Source organism: Flavobacterium sp., from assembly GCF_029242675.1.
In the GTDB taxonomy this organism is placed as follows: Bacteria; Bacteroidota; Bacteroidia; order Flavobacteriales; family Flavobacteriaceae; genus Flavobacterium.
Genome location: NZ_JAQWTM010000114.1, coordinates 1 through 14,333, shown reverse-complemented (window position 1 = coordinate 14,333; position 14,333 = coordinate 1). Strand labels below are relative to the sequence as shown.

The window sequence follows — 14,333 nt, the reverse complement described above, 5'->3', positions numbered from 1 at the left end:
TGTGGGTAGTAGTGGCGCATTGGTAGCCGCTATATATGATAAATACGCACACAACAAAATCACTGTTCTAGAAAACTTGACAAGAGAAAAATTACTAGAATTAAAAAATATCTTTTCACAAATGGAAAGTTTTTTCCATGGTAAGAGTTCTGGTTTAGACCCTCTAAACAGTTATTTAAGCATACCAATCCTTATTAACTCTAAAGACAACATTGAAGCCACTGGAATTCCAAACCAAAGTTTTGACGGGAAAGGCGCTGTGTTTCTACTTGATTCTGGAATTATCGGAGAGACTGCTCCAATGGTGAATATTTTTATGGAAAACTTAAAAAACAAAGGCTTCCGAACCATGTTGAAAAACCAGTTTGTAAAATATACGGATCTTTGTGTAGAGAACTTTCTTGGTGGCGACATGAAATCTTTGTTTCTTAATACTAAAGAATTATCTAAAGTGGTTTTGAGTAATTTTAAACCAATGATCCCAGAACAATTCCATGCGATTTGGCAAAACGGAATTGACACTAATGATTATTACTTGAAACTTTGTGGATCAGGCGGTGGTGGTTATATTTTAGGTTTTACTGAAGACTTAGAGCGTGCTAAATTATCCTTGAAAGATTACAAACTTGAAGTTGTTTATCAGTTTTAAAACAAATTATTTACCTACTAGCGCTAATTTTGTGCCCTCATAAAACAAAATTGTTGGCGAATTAAGTCAACGCGTTTTCAAGGAGAACATTGAAAATAGCGAGTGACATCTTTTGTTTTTATAAAGCGCATTTACTAGATAAGTATGAATAACAAAGCTATCACTAAAAAATTTACTCCACATACTATTTTCACACCGCTCGTGATTGTAGTTCTGTCCTGCTCGTTTTTGATTTTTGTAAACTACTACACTATTAAAATTCTTTCTTCATGTAGGGCATATGTTAATGGAGAATCACACTATTCTAAAGCACAAAAAGATGGTACTAGAAATTTAATTTCCTATCTATTTACCGGAGAATCAAAAGAATGGAAAGATTTTAATATAGAATTACTTGTTCCTCAAGGAGATCGTTTAGCTCGGATTGAATTACTTACAACCAAAAGAAAAAACGTTATCAAAGATGGATTTCGAGCTGGGAGAAATGATGAAAAAGACATAAATGACATGATATGGCTTTTTAATAATTTCAAAAACATCTCTTTTTTTAAAACTGCCATATCAGAATGGGGCAAGTCAGACCGCCAAATCGAAAACCTAACGAAATTAGGTCATGAAATTAATTCTCAGATGAAAAAGAAATCACTTTCAGCAATCGAGAAGAAATCTTTTTTAAATCAGATAAACAACATATCGCATGAAATTAATAGTAGTGAAAGTAAATTTTCCTACTCTTTGGGAGAAGGAACTAGAGCGATGAAAACCTATCTTTTATTAATAAATATCGTCTTGACACTGATCATAATAAGTAGTGTTAGTGTATATTATAACGTACTATTTGGTAAATTAAAAAAATCTACTGCTGAAACCGATAAAAAGAACAGCAAATTAATTATTGCGAATAAAGAATTAGATAAGTTTGTTTATAGTGCATCGCACGACCTTAGGGCTCCCATTTCTTCCCTTCAAGGACTTATTGAAGTAATGAAATTAGAGCAGGATTCAGATCAGTTTAACCTCTATCTAAACATGATGAGTGATAGTTTGATCAAGCAAGATCAATACATTCGAGATATTATCGACTACTCAAGAAATAAAAGAAAGCAGATTACCATAACTAATCTTAGCTTGGCAACGTTAATAAACGAGAGTATCGCCCAAAATAAATTTACGAAGTCCTCTTGTTCGATAACAATAACCACAGACTTGGCGATAGACCTAATCACTAATGATGAACTGAGATTGCGCATCATTATAAATAATTTCCTATCTAATGCCATCAAATATTCTGATCCCGAAAAAGAAAATCCATTTTTGCATATTAAGACATATCTTAATAAAAATGGTTTTATAATTGAGTTTTCAGATAACGGTACTGGAATAGACCTGGCACACCAAGACAAAATATTTGATATGTTTTTTGTCACTAACTCATCTAACAACGGCTCCGGTTTGGGTCTATATATCGTGAAAGAAGCTGTTGAACACTTGAATGGATCAATAAAGGTAAGTTCCAAAGTTACTGTTGGAACCACTTTTACAATCACAATACCTAACAATCATGAAGCTAAATCATAAAATATTAATCATTGATGATAATGTCATTGACCAGATTGTCACCAAACAACTGCTCAAAAAAAAACTGAACCTACAGGATATTCATGTGGTTAATAGTGGCAAAGAAGCTCTACAATGGTTGCAACATTATAAAAAAGAAAAGGATGTTTTTTTGGTTATTTTACTAGATATAAAAATGCCTGAAATGGATGGTTTCGAATTTTTAGACGAATTTGACAACCCACACAATAGGATTAGTATTGATGATTTTGTAATTGTAATGCTCTCCTCCTCCCTAGACCCTAACGATAAAAAAAGAGCTCAAAAAAATACGCACGTACATACGCTCTTGAGCAAACCACTTCAAGTTGAAGAATTATCAGCAGTACTACTTGCAACCGAAACTAAAAGCTAGTCCACTTTTAATTCGTCTCAAAAAGAGCCTATGAAATAAAGTGGAAATACTATGTTTTAAATATTTTGTAGGTTTTTACCAAAACAAAGCCTTAAATTTGATGTAAGATAAAGACACTTTTTATCAACCACTATTTCAAAACGCGTTTCCAAAATGTTAAGCAGAAAACAAAAGCTTTTATTAATGAAAATCATCAGTTTGTTCTCTGTAGTTAGAGGGTACAACATTCCGGTGATCATCTTAGCACAATACCTTTCTGCCCTGTTTATTCTCGCTCCTGAAAAAGGAACATTAGCTAATCTATTAGACTTAAACCTGTTTTTATTGGTTTTAGCTTCGTCCCTAACAATCGCCTCAGGTTACATTATTAACAATTTCTACGACAGCCAAAAAGACTTGATAAATCGACCTAATAAATCGATGCTGGATCGATTAGTAAGTCAAAAAACGAAGCTTTCCGTTTATTTTATTTTAAACTTTATCGTTTCCTTTTTAGCATTAATAGTATCGTGGCGTGCTTTCTTGTTTTTTTCGACTTATATATTTCTGATTTGGTTTTACTCTCATAAAATAAAAAAGTACCCTTTGATTGGGAATTTAACTGCGGCCGTTTTAGCAGTTATTCCGTTTTTTGCCATCTTACTACACTACTACTTCAACTTAAGTTTTGAAGAAATTGCAAGTTACAAAAACAATTTAGCCGTTATCTTTTCGCATGCCTGCTTTCTATTTCTTCTTTTACTCATTAGGGAAATGATTAAAGATTTAGAAAACATCAAAGGCGATTTAGCGAATGGATATCAAACTGTACCGATATTATATGGAGAAATCATGTCAAAAAAAATCATTACACTTCTAGTAGGATTGACTATTGTGCCAGTTTACTTATTGGTTGACGTGTATGATGTGGGCATGATGGAAATCTACTTTTATGGTTGCCTTATTCTGTTACTTTTCTTCTTACTCTACTTATGGAAATCAGAACGTAAAGGCCAGTATTTACTACTTCACAATGTATTGAAGTTTTTGATTGTGGCTGGTGTTTTTTGCATAATCCTCATTAACCCAAGTGCATTATGGAACAGTAAAAAAATACTGTTACTACTTTAAAACTGTTTTCATTCTGTTTTTTGATTGTACTACTAGCCTAGCCCTGATTGCAACGGCATCCTTTTACTTTTTTTTTCTAAAAGTAAAAGATACAGTGGAAAGCAGGAGAGTGCTCCTAAAAAAAATACCAGAGAATTGATTCTACTCTAAATTAAGGATTTAGCATTTTAATGTGGAGTTATTGATTGCCAATTATATAAATAGTATCTTTGCGCAAATTATCGATTATTATGAATAACAAGGAAGGCAATAATAAAAGTGGAGGCGGAAGAGCAAATAGCTCACGACCACACTCTAATAAGCCAAAACCTGCCATGCAGAAGCGCGCTCAAGGGCCTAAAAAAGTAAAAGTTACAACTAAAGTTGCAGAAGTTGCTACTGATAAAGTAGAGAAAAAAGCGAATCAGGCACCAAAAAGACCTAAGGTTAAAGACGAAATAAGATTGAATAAATACATCTCGAACTCAGGCGTGTGCTCGCGTCGTGATGCGGATATTTACATTCAATCAGGTACCGTAAAAGTAAATGGTGTTGCCGTAACCGAGATGGGTTACATGGTAAAACCAGGTGATGTAGTTAACTTTGATGGTGCTACATTAACTCCTGAAAAAAAGGTTTATATCTTATTGAACAAACCTAAAAACTTTACCACTGCCATGGACGAAGGGCAGGAATTTCGTAATGTTTTAGAATTAGTAAAAGGTTCTACTACAGCAAAAATTGGTGCCGTAGGAAGAATGGATAAAAATACGACTGGATTATTGTTGTTTACTAATGATACGGACATGATTCGTAAATTTACGTTACCTACCAATAAATCATCTAAAATCTACCAAGTTTCATTAGATAAAAACTTGAAATTTGAGGACTTAGAAAAAATAAATAAAGGACTTGTTCTTGATGGACACCGCGTATTTGTTGAAGATATAAGTTATATCGAAGGCGAAGCTAAAAGCGAAATAGGTTTAAAATTAAGATCAGCTAACGTTAAAGTAGTTCGTTCTATATTTGAACATTTTAGCTATGATGTATTGCGAATTGACCGTGTTTCATTTGCTGGTTTAACTAAGAAGAACCTTCCTAGAGGAAACTGGAGATTGCTTACGGAGCAAGAAATTATCAACTTGAAAAATGTATAAATTTCATTTTTAAGCTATACTAAATCCTATTCGATATTGAATAGGATTTTTTTTGGTCTTTACTTTCCTTTCTGCAAAAAGTTCTCGCCTACTTATGTTAAAAAAGCGATGAATTGGCTATTGCAGAAACTTACGAAGTTAATTAGCGCGCTTTTAATTAAAATTATCATAGCTTTACGTAAACTTAATTTTGATAAATGATGAAAAAAACTTCGGTATTTCTAACTGCAATTCTCTGTTCAGCCCTATTGGTGAATTGCAAATCAGAAAGTAAAAAAATAGATTTTTCGACTGTAACTAAGCAGTACTTTGATGATAAAAACGCACTAGATCCTTTAGGAGCAACACAAAACGGACAAAATCAATACAACGATCAGTTGCAATTTGAAATGACCGATAGCTTTAGAAAAGCTCAATTTGATTTTTTTGATAAATATGATAAAACCTTGGACACAATCGATAACAAAAACCTTTCGGCAGAGGAAAAAAACAGCTACGAGATAATCAAATGGGAAGTTGCCGTTGGGAAAGAGCTGCTAAACGAACCTACGAATTTAATGCCCGTACACCAATTTTGGGGAACACACCTAACAATGGGACAATTTGCAGGAGGAAGTAGTGCTCAACCTTTTAAAACGGAGAAAGACTATACTAATTTCTTGAAAAGAATGGACACGTATAGCGTTTGGATTGACTCCGCTATGGTATACATGAAAAAAGGAATTGCGAAAGGTGCAGTTTTACCAAAATCATTAACTGTAAAAGTGATTCCACAATTTGACGAGATGGCAACCACAAACATCGAAGACAATTTATTTTATTCAGCTATAAAAATAATGCCCGACAACTTTTCAGCAGAAACAAAAAAGGACATTACTGCTAAATATACCGCAATGATCAATGAAAAATTGATTCCGCAGTACAAAAAAATGGCTACCTTTTTAAAAACCGAATACTTACCGGCATCCCGAGCAACAAGTGGGATTGGTAGTTTGCCTTTTGGACAAAAACTATACTCAACCTACGTAAAACAGTGGACTACGACAGCTATGACTCCCGCCGAAATTCATGAGTTAGGACTTAATGAAGTAGTGCGTTTAACTGCCGAAATGGAAAAAGTAAAAAAACAAGTAGGATTTGAAGGAACACTTTTGGAATTTTTCGAATATGTTCGCAACAAACCAGAGTTAAAACCATTTAAAAAACCGGAAGAAGTAATCGCAAATTTTGAGCGAATTTACAGTATCATCAAGCCTAATGTAGATAAATTGTTCTCTCTACAGCCTAAAACAAAATTTGAGATTAGACGAACAGAAGCGTTTAGAGAGAATACCGCAAGTGCTGAATACAATCAAGGAGCAGCTGACGGGTCTAGACCAGGTGTTTTTTATGTTCCAATTCCGGATGTAAAAGAATACAATATGTACGGCGATGAAGATTTGTTTTTACATGAAGCTATTCCGGGTCACCACTTTCAGATTTCATTGCAGCAAGAAAATGAGAACCTTCCTGATTTAAGAAAATACAATTGGTTTGGTGCCTACGGAGAAGGCTGGGCGTTATACACAGAAAGCTTGGGAAAAGAACTAGGATTATATAAAGATCCTTATCAGTATTTTGGGATGTTAGGAAACGAAATGCACCGAGCCGTGAGATTAGTAGTTGACACCGGTTTGCACAGCAAAGGATGGACGAGAGAACAAGCCATTAAATACTCTTTAGAAAACGAAGCCGAAAGTGAAGCAAGTATCACGACCGAAATCGAACGCTACATGGCCATTCCTGGACAAGCACTATCTTATAAAATAGGACAGTTAAAAATCATGGAACTTCGCAAAAGAGCACAAGACAAAATGGGAAAACAATTTGACATTAAAAAATTCCACGAAAAAGTATTAGAATCAGGTGTTATGCCACTTGCTTTATTAGAGAGTAAAATTGATGGTTGGATCGCCGAGAAGAAATAATTGAATCATTTAAATTAAAATAAAAAATAATCTATGAATATTCCCAAAAAACTAATACACGAAGCTTGCCTTCAAAAACAGAATGATTTAATTGATGGATTTACAACTCGATTAGAGCTCATGGAATCTGATGCCGTGGACCACGACCACTCACCAAGTCAATCTGAAAGTCGCACAGCAGGTAAAATGGAATTAATTAATGCCATTGGTAACGAACTTACCTTTGCACAAAGGGAAATGGAATTCCTAAAGAGTTTAGATCCTTCAAAAGTTTGTGATATAGTAGAACCTGGAGCAGTAGTTGTTACAAACAAAATGACTTTTTACATTTGTGTTTCTATTGAAAATTTTGAAGTTGCTGGAACAGCTTTTTTTGGAATGTCCTACAAAGCTCCACTTTATGCGGAAATGCGCGGTCTTAAAAAGGATTCCTCGTTCAAATACAATGAAACCGAATACAAAATCCTTGACATTTATTAGACCTAATTAAAAAAATGCTTTATGCACAAAAACCTCTTTTGCACTGTCTAAGAGGTTTTTGGTATTAATAAATAAAAATCATGGAGCTTCGCAAAAGAGCGCAAGACAAAATGGGAAAACAATTTGACATTAAAAAATTCCACGAAAAGGTTTTGGAATCTGGAGTAATGCCACTTGCTTTGTTAGGGAGTAAAATTGATGGTTGGATCGCTGAAAAAAAATAAAATTACCCATTTATTCATTTTAAAAAGGTCTCCTTGCGTTTTCAAGGAGACCTTTTTTGTACCCTTATTGCTGAATTTTATTTAAAATAAATAGACGAAATCTGATCAAATCATCATAATTTCAAAAAACGAAAACGTTAAAGTTATCCTATTCTTGTAAAAATGCGCTACAAAAAAATAATCCCTAAAAAAACGAGTACTTTTAAGGACTAATAATCTAAGTACATTATGAAAAGAACAATCCTATTATTGCTTGCGCTATACTTAACTTCAGCTACTTCATTTAGTCAAACTAAAAAGACTGCAATTGACAAAAAAGTATCTGAATTACTTTCTAAGATGACGATTGAAGAAAAAGTGGGACAAATGACTCAGATGACCGTAACTGGTTTTGAAGTCAAAGGGCAAGCTGGTGTTTTTGACATGGTTAAGTTACGAGAAGGAATTCAAAATTATCATATCGGTTCGATTTTAAACGTACCAAATCCTGGTGCTCCAACCATTCAAAAATGGAAAGAAGTACTTACAACAATCAACAACGAAGCGAACAAAACACGATTAAAAATTCCTGTTTTGTATGGTATTGACGCCATTCATGGATCAAGTTACACAGCAGGAGCCACTTTATTTCCGCAACAAATAGGTATTGCGGCTACATTTAATACTGACATCGCTAAAAGAGGTGCTGAAATATCTGCCTACGAAACACGAGCTTCCTCAATCCCTTGGGTATTTTCTCCCGACTTAGATTTACCAAGGAATCCTTCGTGGTCTCGCATGTGGGAATCTTTCGGCGAGGACGCTTATTTATCCTCGCAAATGGGCGTAGCAATGGTTGAAGGATTTGAAGGCAAAGATGTGGGATCTAAATACAACGTAGCTTCATGCATGAAACATTACATTGGATACGGAAGCACCACCACCGGAAAGGACAGAACACCTAGTATTATTCCCGAACGTGTTTTGAGACAATTTGATTTAACTATTTACCAAGCCGCTATAAAAGCAGGGGCTAAAAGTATTATGGTTAGCTCAGGAGAAATCAATGGTACTCCGGTGCACGCCAGCAAACATTTAATCACTACTATTTTAAAAAATGAACTAGGCTTTTCAGGGGTTGTCGTGACTGATTGGAAAGATATTATTTACCTATATACAAGGCATAAAGTTGCCGAAAATAATAGAGACGCCGTTAAAAAAGCTGTTTTGGCAGGAATCGATATGAGTATGGTACCTGAAGACTACAGTTTTTATACTGATTTATTGGATTTAGTTGCCAAAGGCGAAGTACCGATGTCTCGCATAGACGATGCGGTTAGCCGAATTTTACGAATGAAATTCGAAGTCAATCTTTTTGAAAGCAATAGTGCTGATTTAAAGGACTATCCTAAATTTGGTTCCCAAGAATTCATAGATGTCGCTTATAATGCAGCTGCTGAATCTATCACATTATTAAAAAACAAAGCCGCAATCTTACCTTTGAGTAAAACAGAAAAAATTTTAGTAACAGGTCCAACCGCCAATAGCATGAAATACTTGAACGGTGGGTGGTCATATAACTGGCAAGGTGAAAACTCTGAAAAGTATGCTGCATATAAATTTAAGATTCCTGAAGCAGTTGAAAACAAAATAGGAAAAACCAACGTATTTTACACCGCTGGTGCTGATTTAGAAAAAGAAGATGATGCCGAAATTTTAAAAGCAGTTGCACTTGCCCAAGATGCGAGCAAAATTATTTTGTGTCTAGGCGAAAAAAACTATACGGAAACTCCCGGAGACATTAGTAACTTATACCTAAGCCAACCGCAAATAAAACTGGCTTTAGCTTTATCAAAATTAAATAAGCCTATTGTTTTAATCTTAAACGAAGGCCGACCAAGAATAATAAGTGATTTCGAAGATAAAATGGAAGCTGTACTTCAGTGCTACTTACCCGGAAATGAAGGTGCAAGAGCACTTGTAGATATTTTGTATGGAGAGGTAAACCCGAGCGGAAGATTACCGTACAACTACCCTCGCTATACCAACTCTCTTGAAAAGTACAATCGAAAATATACCGAAAGTCTAGGAGACGAAGAACAAAATAACGATGCACAGTACCAAAAAAGCTATTCTCCACAATATGAATTTGGAACAGGATTGTCTTATACTTCGTTTGAGTATTCGAACTTAACAGTCGATAAGTCCCAAATTAGCCATTCTGATTCAGTAACAGTAACAATTGACGTAACCAATACAGGAAAACGTGCCGGAAAAGAAGCAGTATTACTCTACTTATCAGATAAGGTAGCTAGTATCACGCCTGAGGTTAAAGCATTAAAGCGTTTTGAAAAAATAAGCTTAGCTCCCAATGAAACTAAAAAAGTAACATTTACATTAAATCAAAAAGACCTGCAATTTGTGGGAGAAGATTTAAAATGGATTGCCGAAGACGGTACATTTACCATTCAAATTGGGAATCAAACCAAAGATTTCATTTTAAAATAATGATTGAACTCACAAAGACTTCTCTACAATGAGGAGTCTTTTTTTTTTGCAACAGAATACCAGAATCTTGTAGCTCCAACTTTTGAAATTGCTCCGTTGTGGAGGCGGGAAGTATGTGTTTTGGAAATAAAAAAAGCTTCTCGATTGAGAAGCTTTTTTAGTGCGGATAATAGGACTCGAACCTACACGCCTTGCGGCACCAGATCCTAAGTCTGGCATGTCTACCAATTTCACCATATCCGCGTGCAATTGTGGGTGCAAATATAACTATAAGTTTGAACTTTCAAAGGATTTTTTTAAAAAAAATATAATTCTATTTTTTGTACTTTTGAAATAATAAAAAATAAGTCACTCAATGGAAAATATCAAGTCATACGTTCAAGAAAACAAAGATCGTTTCATCAATGAATTAATCGAATTATTAAAAATACCTTCGGTAAGTGCTGATACCGCTTACTCTCAAGATGTTATCGACACATCCGAAGCCGTAAAACGCAGCTTAGAGCAAGCAGGTTGTGATTTCGTTGAAATATGCGAAACCGATGGATATCCTATCGTCTATGGAGAAAAAATGATCGATCCTACCTTACCTACTGTTTTGGTTTACGGGCATTACGATGTACAACCGGCTGATCCAATCGAATTATGGACATCTCCGCCATTCGAACCTGTTATTAAAACCACCGATTTACACCCTGAAGGAGCAATTTTTGCACGTGGTGCATGCGACGATAAAGGTCAAATGTACATGCACGTGAAAGCATTCGAATACATGATCAAAAACAACAACTTGCCTTGTAATGTGAAATTCATGATTGAAGGCGAGGAAGAAGTTGGGAGTGTTAACTTAAAAACATTTGTAGAAAACAACACAGAGAAATTAAAGAACGATGTAATCTTAATCTCTGATACCGGAATGATTTCTAATCAGCAGCCGTCTATTACAACTGGGCTTCGTGGTTTAAGTTATGTTGAAGTGGAAGTAACTGGGCCTAACCGCGATTTACATTCGGGCTTGTATGGTGGAGCAGTGGCCAATCCAATTAATATTTTATCTAAAATGATTGCGTCGCTTCATGATGAAAACAACCACATTACTATTCCTGGTTTTTATGATAATGTAGAAGAATTATCACTTGAAGAAAGAGCTGAAATGGCCAAAGCACCTTTTAGCCTAGAACAATATAAAAACGCACTAAAACTAAACGATGTGTATGGTGAAAAAGGATATACTACTAATGAACGAAACTCAATTCGTCCAACGTTAGACGTAAACGGAATTTGGGGCGGTTATATTGGTGAAGGCGCGAAAACAGTTATTGCTAGTCAGGCTTTCGCCAAAATATCAATGCGTTTAGTTCCAAATCAAGATTGGGAGCAAATTACCGAACTGTTCACCAAGCACTTTGTGAGCATCGCTCCTGCTGGCGTTACTGTAAAGGTAAAACCACATCACGGAGGTCAAGGTTATGTAACACCTATTGATAGTATTGGGTACCAAGCGGCAAATATGGCGTATACTGAAACGTTTGGAGTTCCTGCGATTCCGGTTCGCTCCGGAGGAAGTATTCCAATAGTAGCTTTGTTCGAAAAAGAATTAAAAAGTAAGACCATCTTAATGGGATTTGGACTCGACAGCGATGCCATCCACTCGCCAAACGAACATTTTGGAATTTTTAATTACCTAAAAGGAATTGAAACCATTCCTTTATTCTACAAGTATTTTGTTGAATTAAGCAAATAAAATCAAATGATCACTTAGAAAATCCGTTCAGAAATGAACGGATTTTTTTTTTGACATGCCTTATAAGTTATAGATAGCTTTCTCTATTTAAACGATGCTACTGCAACATAATAACCAAAAAAAAATCTCCAACCTAAGTTGGAGATTAAATACTATCGTTTCAATTTTTCTAATTTCTGTTGTGCTGATCTTAGATCTTCTTCTAATTTACTTACTTTCAATTCTTGTTTAGAAACCTTCAAGTTTTCTTTTTGCAATTCAACGTCTGATAACTTTCCTCTTGAAACCGACTTGTCTAATTTAGATTTCATTTTATCTAACTGCTTCTCGGCTTTGTCAATTTTATCATTTAATTTCTCAACTGACCTATCTGCCTTCTCGATACGTTTGGCTTCTTTCTCTGCTTTTTTTATCTCCTTCTCTCTCGCTTTGATTGCTTTTTCCCTTGCTTTTTGCTCTCTTTGCTTTGCCTTCTCCGCTCTTTTCAAACTTTTCTCAGCTCTGTCTTGTTCTCTTTGAGCACTTTTTCGGTCTTTTTCAGCTTGTTTCAATGCCTTTTCCGCTTTGGCTTGTTCTTTAAAAGCTTCCTTATTCAGCATTTCCTGCGAAACGGGAGCTAGTACAGGTACAACTGCAACCGAATCTTTTACAACTGGAGCTGTCTCCTGAGCATAACCAAACTGCATTCCAAAAAACGCTAAAGCACATACTACTAATCTAGTTTTCATTCTGTTTTTCTTTTTAAAAGTCATACTACAAAATTAACAAATATTAGACCAATACCACTCCTTTCAGCTCTCTATTTTACTTGTATTCCCAGCAAACACAACACTTAGTACTTTGGCTGTAATCATGAACTACCGCGAAATCAATTTCTTTAGTTCAATTTTTCACGAAATAAATTTGCATATCTAAAATTTAACTCTACATTTGTAGAAGAACCTCTTGTTTTGTAGAATATGAAAAGTAAATCCCTAGTACTGTATTGCATTGCGATAGTTCTCGTTTCGTGTTCACCAACAGTGAAGAATCAAATGATAAATAAAAAAAGAGAAGGCCTTTGGGTCGAAAAATACGCTTTGGATACTTTGCAGTATAAATCAATTGGGAATTATAAAAACAATGAGCCAACTAAAAAATGGCGTTATTATTTAGATGGGAAATTAATTAAAAAAGAAAAATACAAAGCTCGTTTTTGTAAAACCAAATCATATCATCAAAATGGACAATTGCAATCTAAGGGAAAAACAGTTTTAGACACAAGTGGCAAATACGCGCATTGGTATTACCAAGGAGAATGGAAATTTTATGACAATAAAGGAAAGTTACTGTCCCGAAGTACCTATAAAGAGGGTGAACTAACCGCTGAAAAGAAGAAACTAAAAAATTAAAATAACATACAATGCAACAATTAACAAACTCCGAAGAACAATTGATGGAGCACCTTTGGAAATTAGAAAAAGCTTTTATGAAAGACCTATTGGAGGCATTTCCTGAGCCTAAACCTAAAACAACCACTGTTGCCACCTTATTAAAACGAATGATCGATAAAGATTTTGTTGCTTATACTGAATTTGGGAATTCTAGAGAATATTATCCATTGGTCAAGAAAACAGATTATTTTTCTAAACACGTTAATGGATTAATAAAGAATTTCTTTAACGACTCTGCCTCTCAATTCGCTTCCTTTTTTACTAATGAAACGAATTTGTCAGCAAAGGAATTAGAAGAACTTCGAAAAATAGTAGATAGTGCCATTTTAAAAAAGAAAAAATGATAGACTTTTTAATTAAATCAACCGCATCTTTAGCCATTCTTTTGGCCTGCTATCACTTGCTGTTAGAAAAGGAAAAAATGCACCAATTCAATAGATTCTTTCTCTTATTTGGTTTAGTATTCTCCTTCTCTATTCCGTTTTTTACAATTGAGGTAATTGAGGAAGTTACCACCAAAACACTTCCGCAAGATGTATTTCAATTAATACAAAACCCAACTGCATCGGTTCAAGAAGCTACTAATTACTGGATGGTTCTTTTGTACACCGCCTATGGCGTGGTAACTCTGGTACTATTGATTCGATTTATTAAAAATGGTTTACAATTATACCTTAGATCAAAATCACAGACCGCAATACCTTTTCATAATGCTAAACTAGTTTTGTTATCTAATCCCACACTACCTTATACTTTTTTAAACACCATCTTCATCAATAAAGAAGACTACAACAACCGGAAAATCGAGCATGAATTGTACACACACGAACTCATTCATGTTACTCAAAAACACACTTTAGACATTTTATTGATAGAAACCCTAAAAGTTGTTTTTTGGTTTAACCCATTATTTTATTTCTATAAAAAAGCCATTCAACTCAACCATGAATTCCTTGCTGATGAGCACGTAGTGCAATCCCATAACAATGTTCCGTTTTACCAAAATCTTTTAATAAGCAAGGCAAACGCGAACCCAACCTATTACTTGGCCAGTAATTTGAATTATTCAGTAACCAAAAAAAGATTAATTATGATGACAAAAAACACCTCAACCACGAGAAGCCTTAT

The 14,333-nt window shown here is 34.7% G+C and carries 14 protein-coding genes and 1 tRNA gene; 13 read left to right on the top strand and 2 right to left on the bottom strand.

Features of this window, described 5'->3' with window-relative positions; translation table 11 throughout:
- From P8M54_RS04590 to P8M54_RS04550, 9 genes are all read left to right on the top strand, one after another.
- Nucleotides 1–649, top strand: a 649-nt coding sequence (locus P8M54_RS04590; protein ID WP_300285674.1) for a mevalonate kinase, incomplete at its 5' end; no start/stop codon positions are given.
- A gap of 144 nt (nucleotides 650–793) precedes the next feature.
- Nucleotides 794–2,227: a HAMP domain-containing sensor histidine kinase gene (locus P8M54_RS04585; protein ID WP_300285672.1), complete on the top strand. Its 1,434-nt coding sequence runs from the start codon at nucleotides 794–796 to the stop codon at nucleotides 2,225–2,227.
- Entirely contained in the window at nucleotides 2,211–2,621 is a 411-nt protein-coding gene (locus P8M54_RS04580) for a response regulator (RefSeq protein WP_300285670.1), read from the top strand. Before P8M54_RS04585 ends, P8M54_RS04580 begins: the two co-directional genes overlap by 17 nt.
- Before the next feature lie 153 nt (nucleotides 2,622–2,774).
- Nucleotides 2,775–3,731: a geranylgeranylglycerol-phosphate geranylgeranyltransferase gene (locus P8M54_RS04575; RefSeq protein ID WP_300285667.1), complete on the top strand. Its 957-nt coding sequence runs from the start codon at nucleotides 2,775–2,777 to the stop codon at nucleotides 3,729–3,731.
- A gap of 230 nt (nucleotides 3,732–3,961) precedes the next feature.
- Nucleotides 3,962–4,870, top strand: a complete 909-nt coding sequence (locus tag P8M54_RS04570) for a pseudouridine synthase (protein ID WP_300285665.1) — start codon at nucleotides 3,962–3,964, stop codon at nucleotides 4,868–4,870.
- A gap of 200 nt (nucleotides 4,871–5,070) precedes the next feature.
- Entirely contained in the window at nucleotides 5,071–6,837 is a 1,767-nt protein-coding gene (locus P8M54_RS04565) for a DUF885 family protein (RefSeq protein WP_300285676.1), read from the top strand.
- Nucleotides 6,838–6,870: 33 nt separating this feature from the next.
- Nucleotides 6,871–7,317, top strand: coding sequence for a hypothetical protein (locus P8M54_RS04560; RefSeq protein ID WP_300285663.1), 447 nt, complete (start codon nucleotides 6,871–6,873; stop codon nucleotides 7,315–7,317).
- 80 nt (nucleotides 7,318–7,397) lie between these two features.
- A complete protein-coding gene (locus P8M54_RS04555; RefSeq protein ID WP_300285661.1) occupies nucleotides 7,398–7,541 on the top strand; it encodes a DUF885 family protein in 144 nt (47 codons plus the stop codon).
- Between the two features lie 228 nt (nucleotides 7,542–7,769).
- A complete protein-coding gene (locus tag P8M54_RS04550; RefSeq protein WP_300285659.1) occupies nucleotides 7,770–10,028 on the top strand; it encodes a glycoside hydrolase family 3 N-terminal domain-containing protein in 2,259 nt (752 codons plus the stop codon).
- A 161-nt stretch (nucleotides 10,029–10,189) separates the two neighbouring features.
- On the opposite strand, the gene P8M54_RS04545 is transcribed toward P8M54_RS04550, so the two are convergent.
- A tRNA-Leu gene (locus P8M54_RS04545) sits at nucleotides 10,190–10,271 on the bottom strand.
- A gap of 112 nt (nucleotides 10,272–10,383) precedes the next feature.
- On the opposite strand from P8M54_RS04545, the gene P8M54_RS04540 reads away from it, so the two are divergent.
- Nucleotides 10,384–11,772: a dipeptidase gene (locus tag P8M54_RS04540; protein ID WP_300285657.1), complete on the top strand. Its 1,389-nt coding sequence runs from the start codon at nucleotides 10,384–10,386 to the stop codon at nucleotides 11,770–11,772.
- A 152-nt stretch (nucleotides 11,773–11,924) separates the two neighbouring features.
- Here the strand turns inward: P8M54_RS04540 and P8M54_RS04535 are convergent, their stop codons facing one another.
- A complete protein-coding gene (locus P8M54_RS04535) occupies nucleotides 11,925–12,500 on the bottom strand; it encodes a hypothetical protein (protein WP_300285654.1) in 576 nt (191 codons plus the stop codon).
- Nucleotides 12,501–12,806: 306 nt separating this feature from the next.
- Here P8M54_RS04535 and P8M54_RS04530 point away from each other — a divergent pair, with 306 nt between their 5' ends.
- From P8M54_RS04530 to P8M54_RS04520, 3 genes are all read left to right on the top strand, one after another.
- On the top strand, nucleotides 12,807–13,163 hold the full coding sequence (locus P8M54_RS04530; RefSeq protein WP_300285652.1) for a hypothetical protein: 357 nt from the start codon (nucleotides 12,807–12,809) through the stop codon (nucleotides 13,161–13,163).
- 11 nt (nucleotides 13,164–13,174) lie between these two features.
- On the top strand, nucleotides 13,175–13,549 hold the full coding sequence (locus tag P8M54_RS04525) for a BlaI/MecI/CopY family transcriptional regulator (protein WP_300285650.1): 375 nt from the start codon (nucleotides 13,175–13,177) through the stop codon (nucleotides 13,547–13,549).
- Nucleotides 13,546–14,333: M56 family metallopeptidase (locus tag P8M54_RS04520; RefSeq protein WP_300285648.1), on the top strand; the 788-nt coding region annotated here is incomplete at its 3' end. The genes P8M54_RS04525 and P8M54_RS04520, both read left to right, overlap by 4 nt.

Coding starts and splice junctions, on each gene's coding strand:
- P8M54_RS04525 (WP_300285650.1), top strand. CDS start 13,175: ATGCAACAATTAACAAACTCCGAAGAACAATTGATGGAGCACCTTTGG.
- P8M54_RS04555 (WP_300285661.1), top strand. CDS start 7,398: ATGGAGCTTCGCAAAAGAGCGCAAGACAAAATGGGAAAACAATTTGAC.
- P8M54_RS04560 (WP_300285663.1), top strand. CDS start 6,871: ATGAATATTCCCAAAAAACTAATACACGAAGCTTGCCTTCAAAAACAG.
- P8M54_RS04565 (WP_300285676.1), top strand. CDS start 5,071: ATGAAAAAAACTTCGGTATTTCTAACTGCAATTCTCTGTTCAGCCCTA.
- P8M54_RS04585 (WP_300285672.1), top strand. CDS start 794: ATGAATAACAAAGCTATCACTAAAAAATTTACTCCACATACTATTTTC.
- P8M54_RS04550 (WP_300285659.1), top strand. CDS start 7,770: ATGAAAAGAACAATCCTATTATTGCTTGCGCTATACTTAACTTCAGCT.
- P8M54_RS04530 (WP_300285652.1), top strand. CDS start 12,807: ATGATAAATAAAAAAAGAGAAGGCCTTTGGGTCGAAAAATACGCTTTG.
- P8M54_RS04540 (WP_300285657.1), top strand. CDS start 10,384: ATGGAAAATATCAAGTCATACGTTCAAGAAAACAAAGATCGTTTCATC.
- P8M54_RS04580 (WP_300285670.1), top strand. CDS start 2,211: ATGAAGCTAAATCATAAAATATTAATCATTGATGATAATGTCATTGAC.
- P8M54_RS04575 (WP_300285667.1), top strand. CDS start 2,775: ATGTTAAGCAGAAAACAAAAGCTTTTATTAATGAAAATCATCAGTTTG.
- P8M54_RS04535 (WP_300285654.1), bottom strand. CDS start 12,500: ATGAAAACTAGATTAGTAGTATGTGCTTTAGCGTTTTTTGGAATGCAG.
- P8M54_RS04570 (WP_300285665.1), top strand. CDS start 3,962: ATGAATAACAAGGAAGGCAATAATAAAAGTGGAGGCGGAAGAGCAAAT.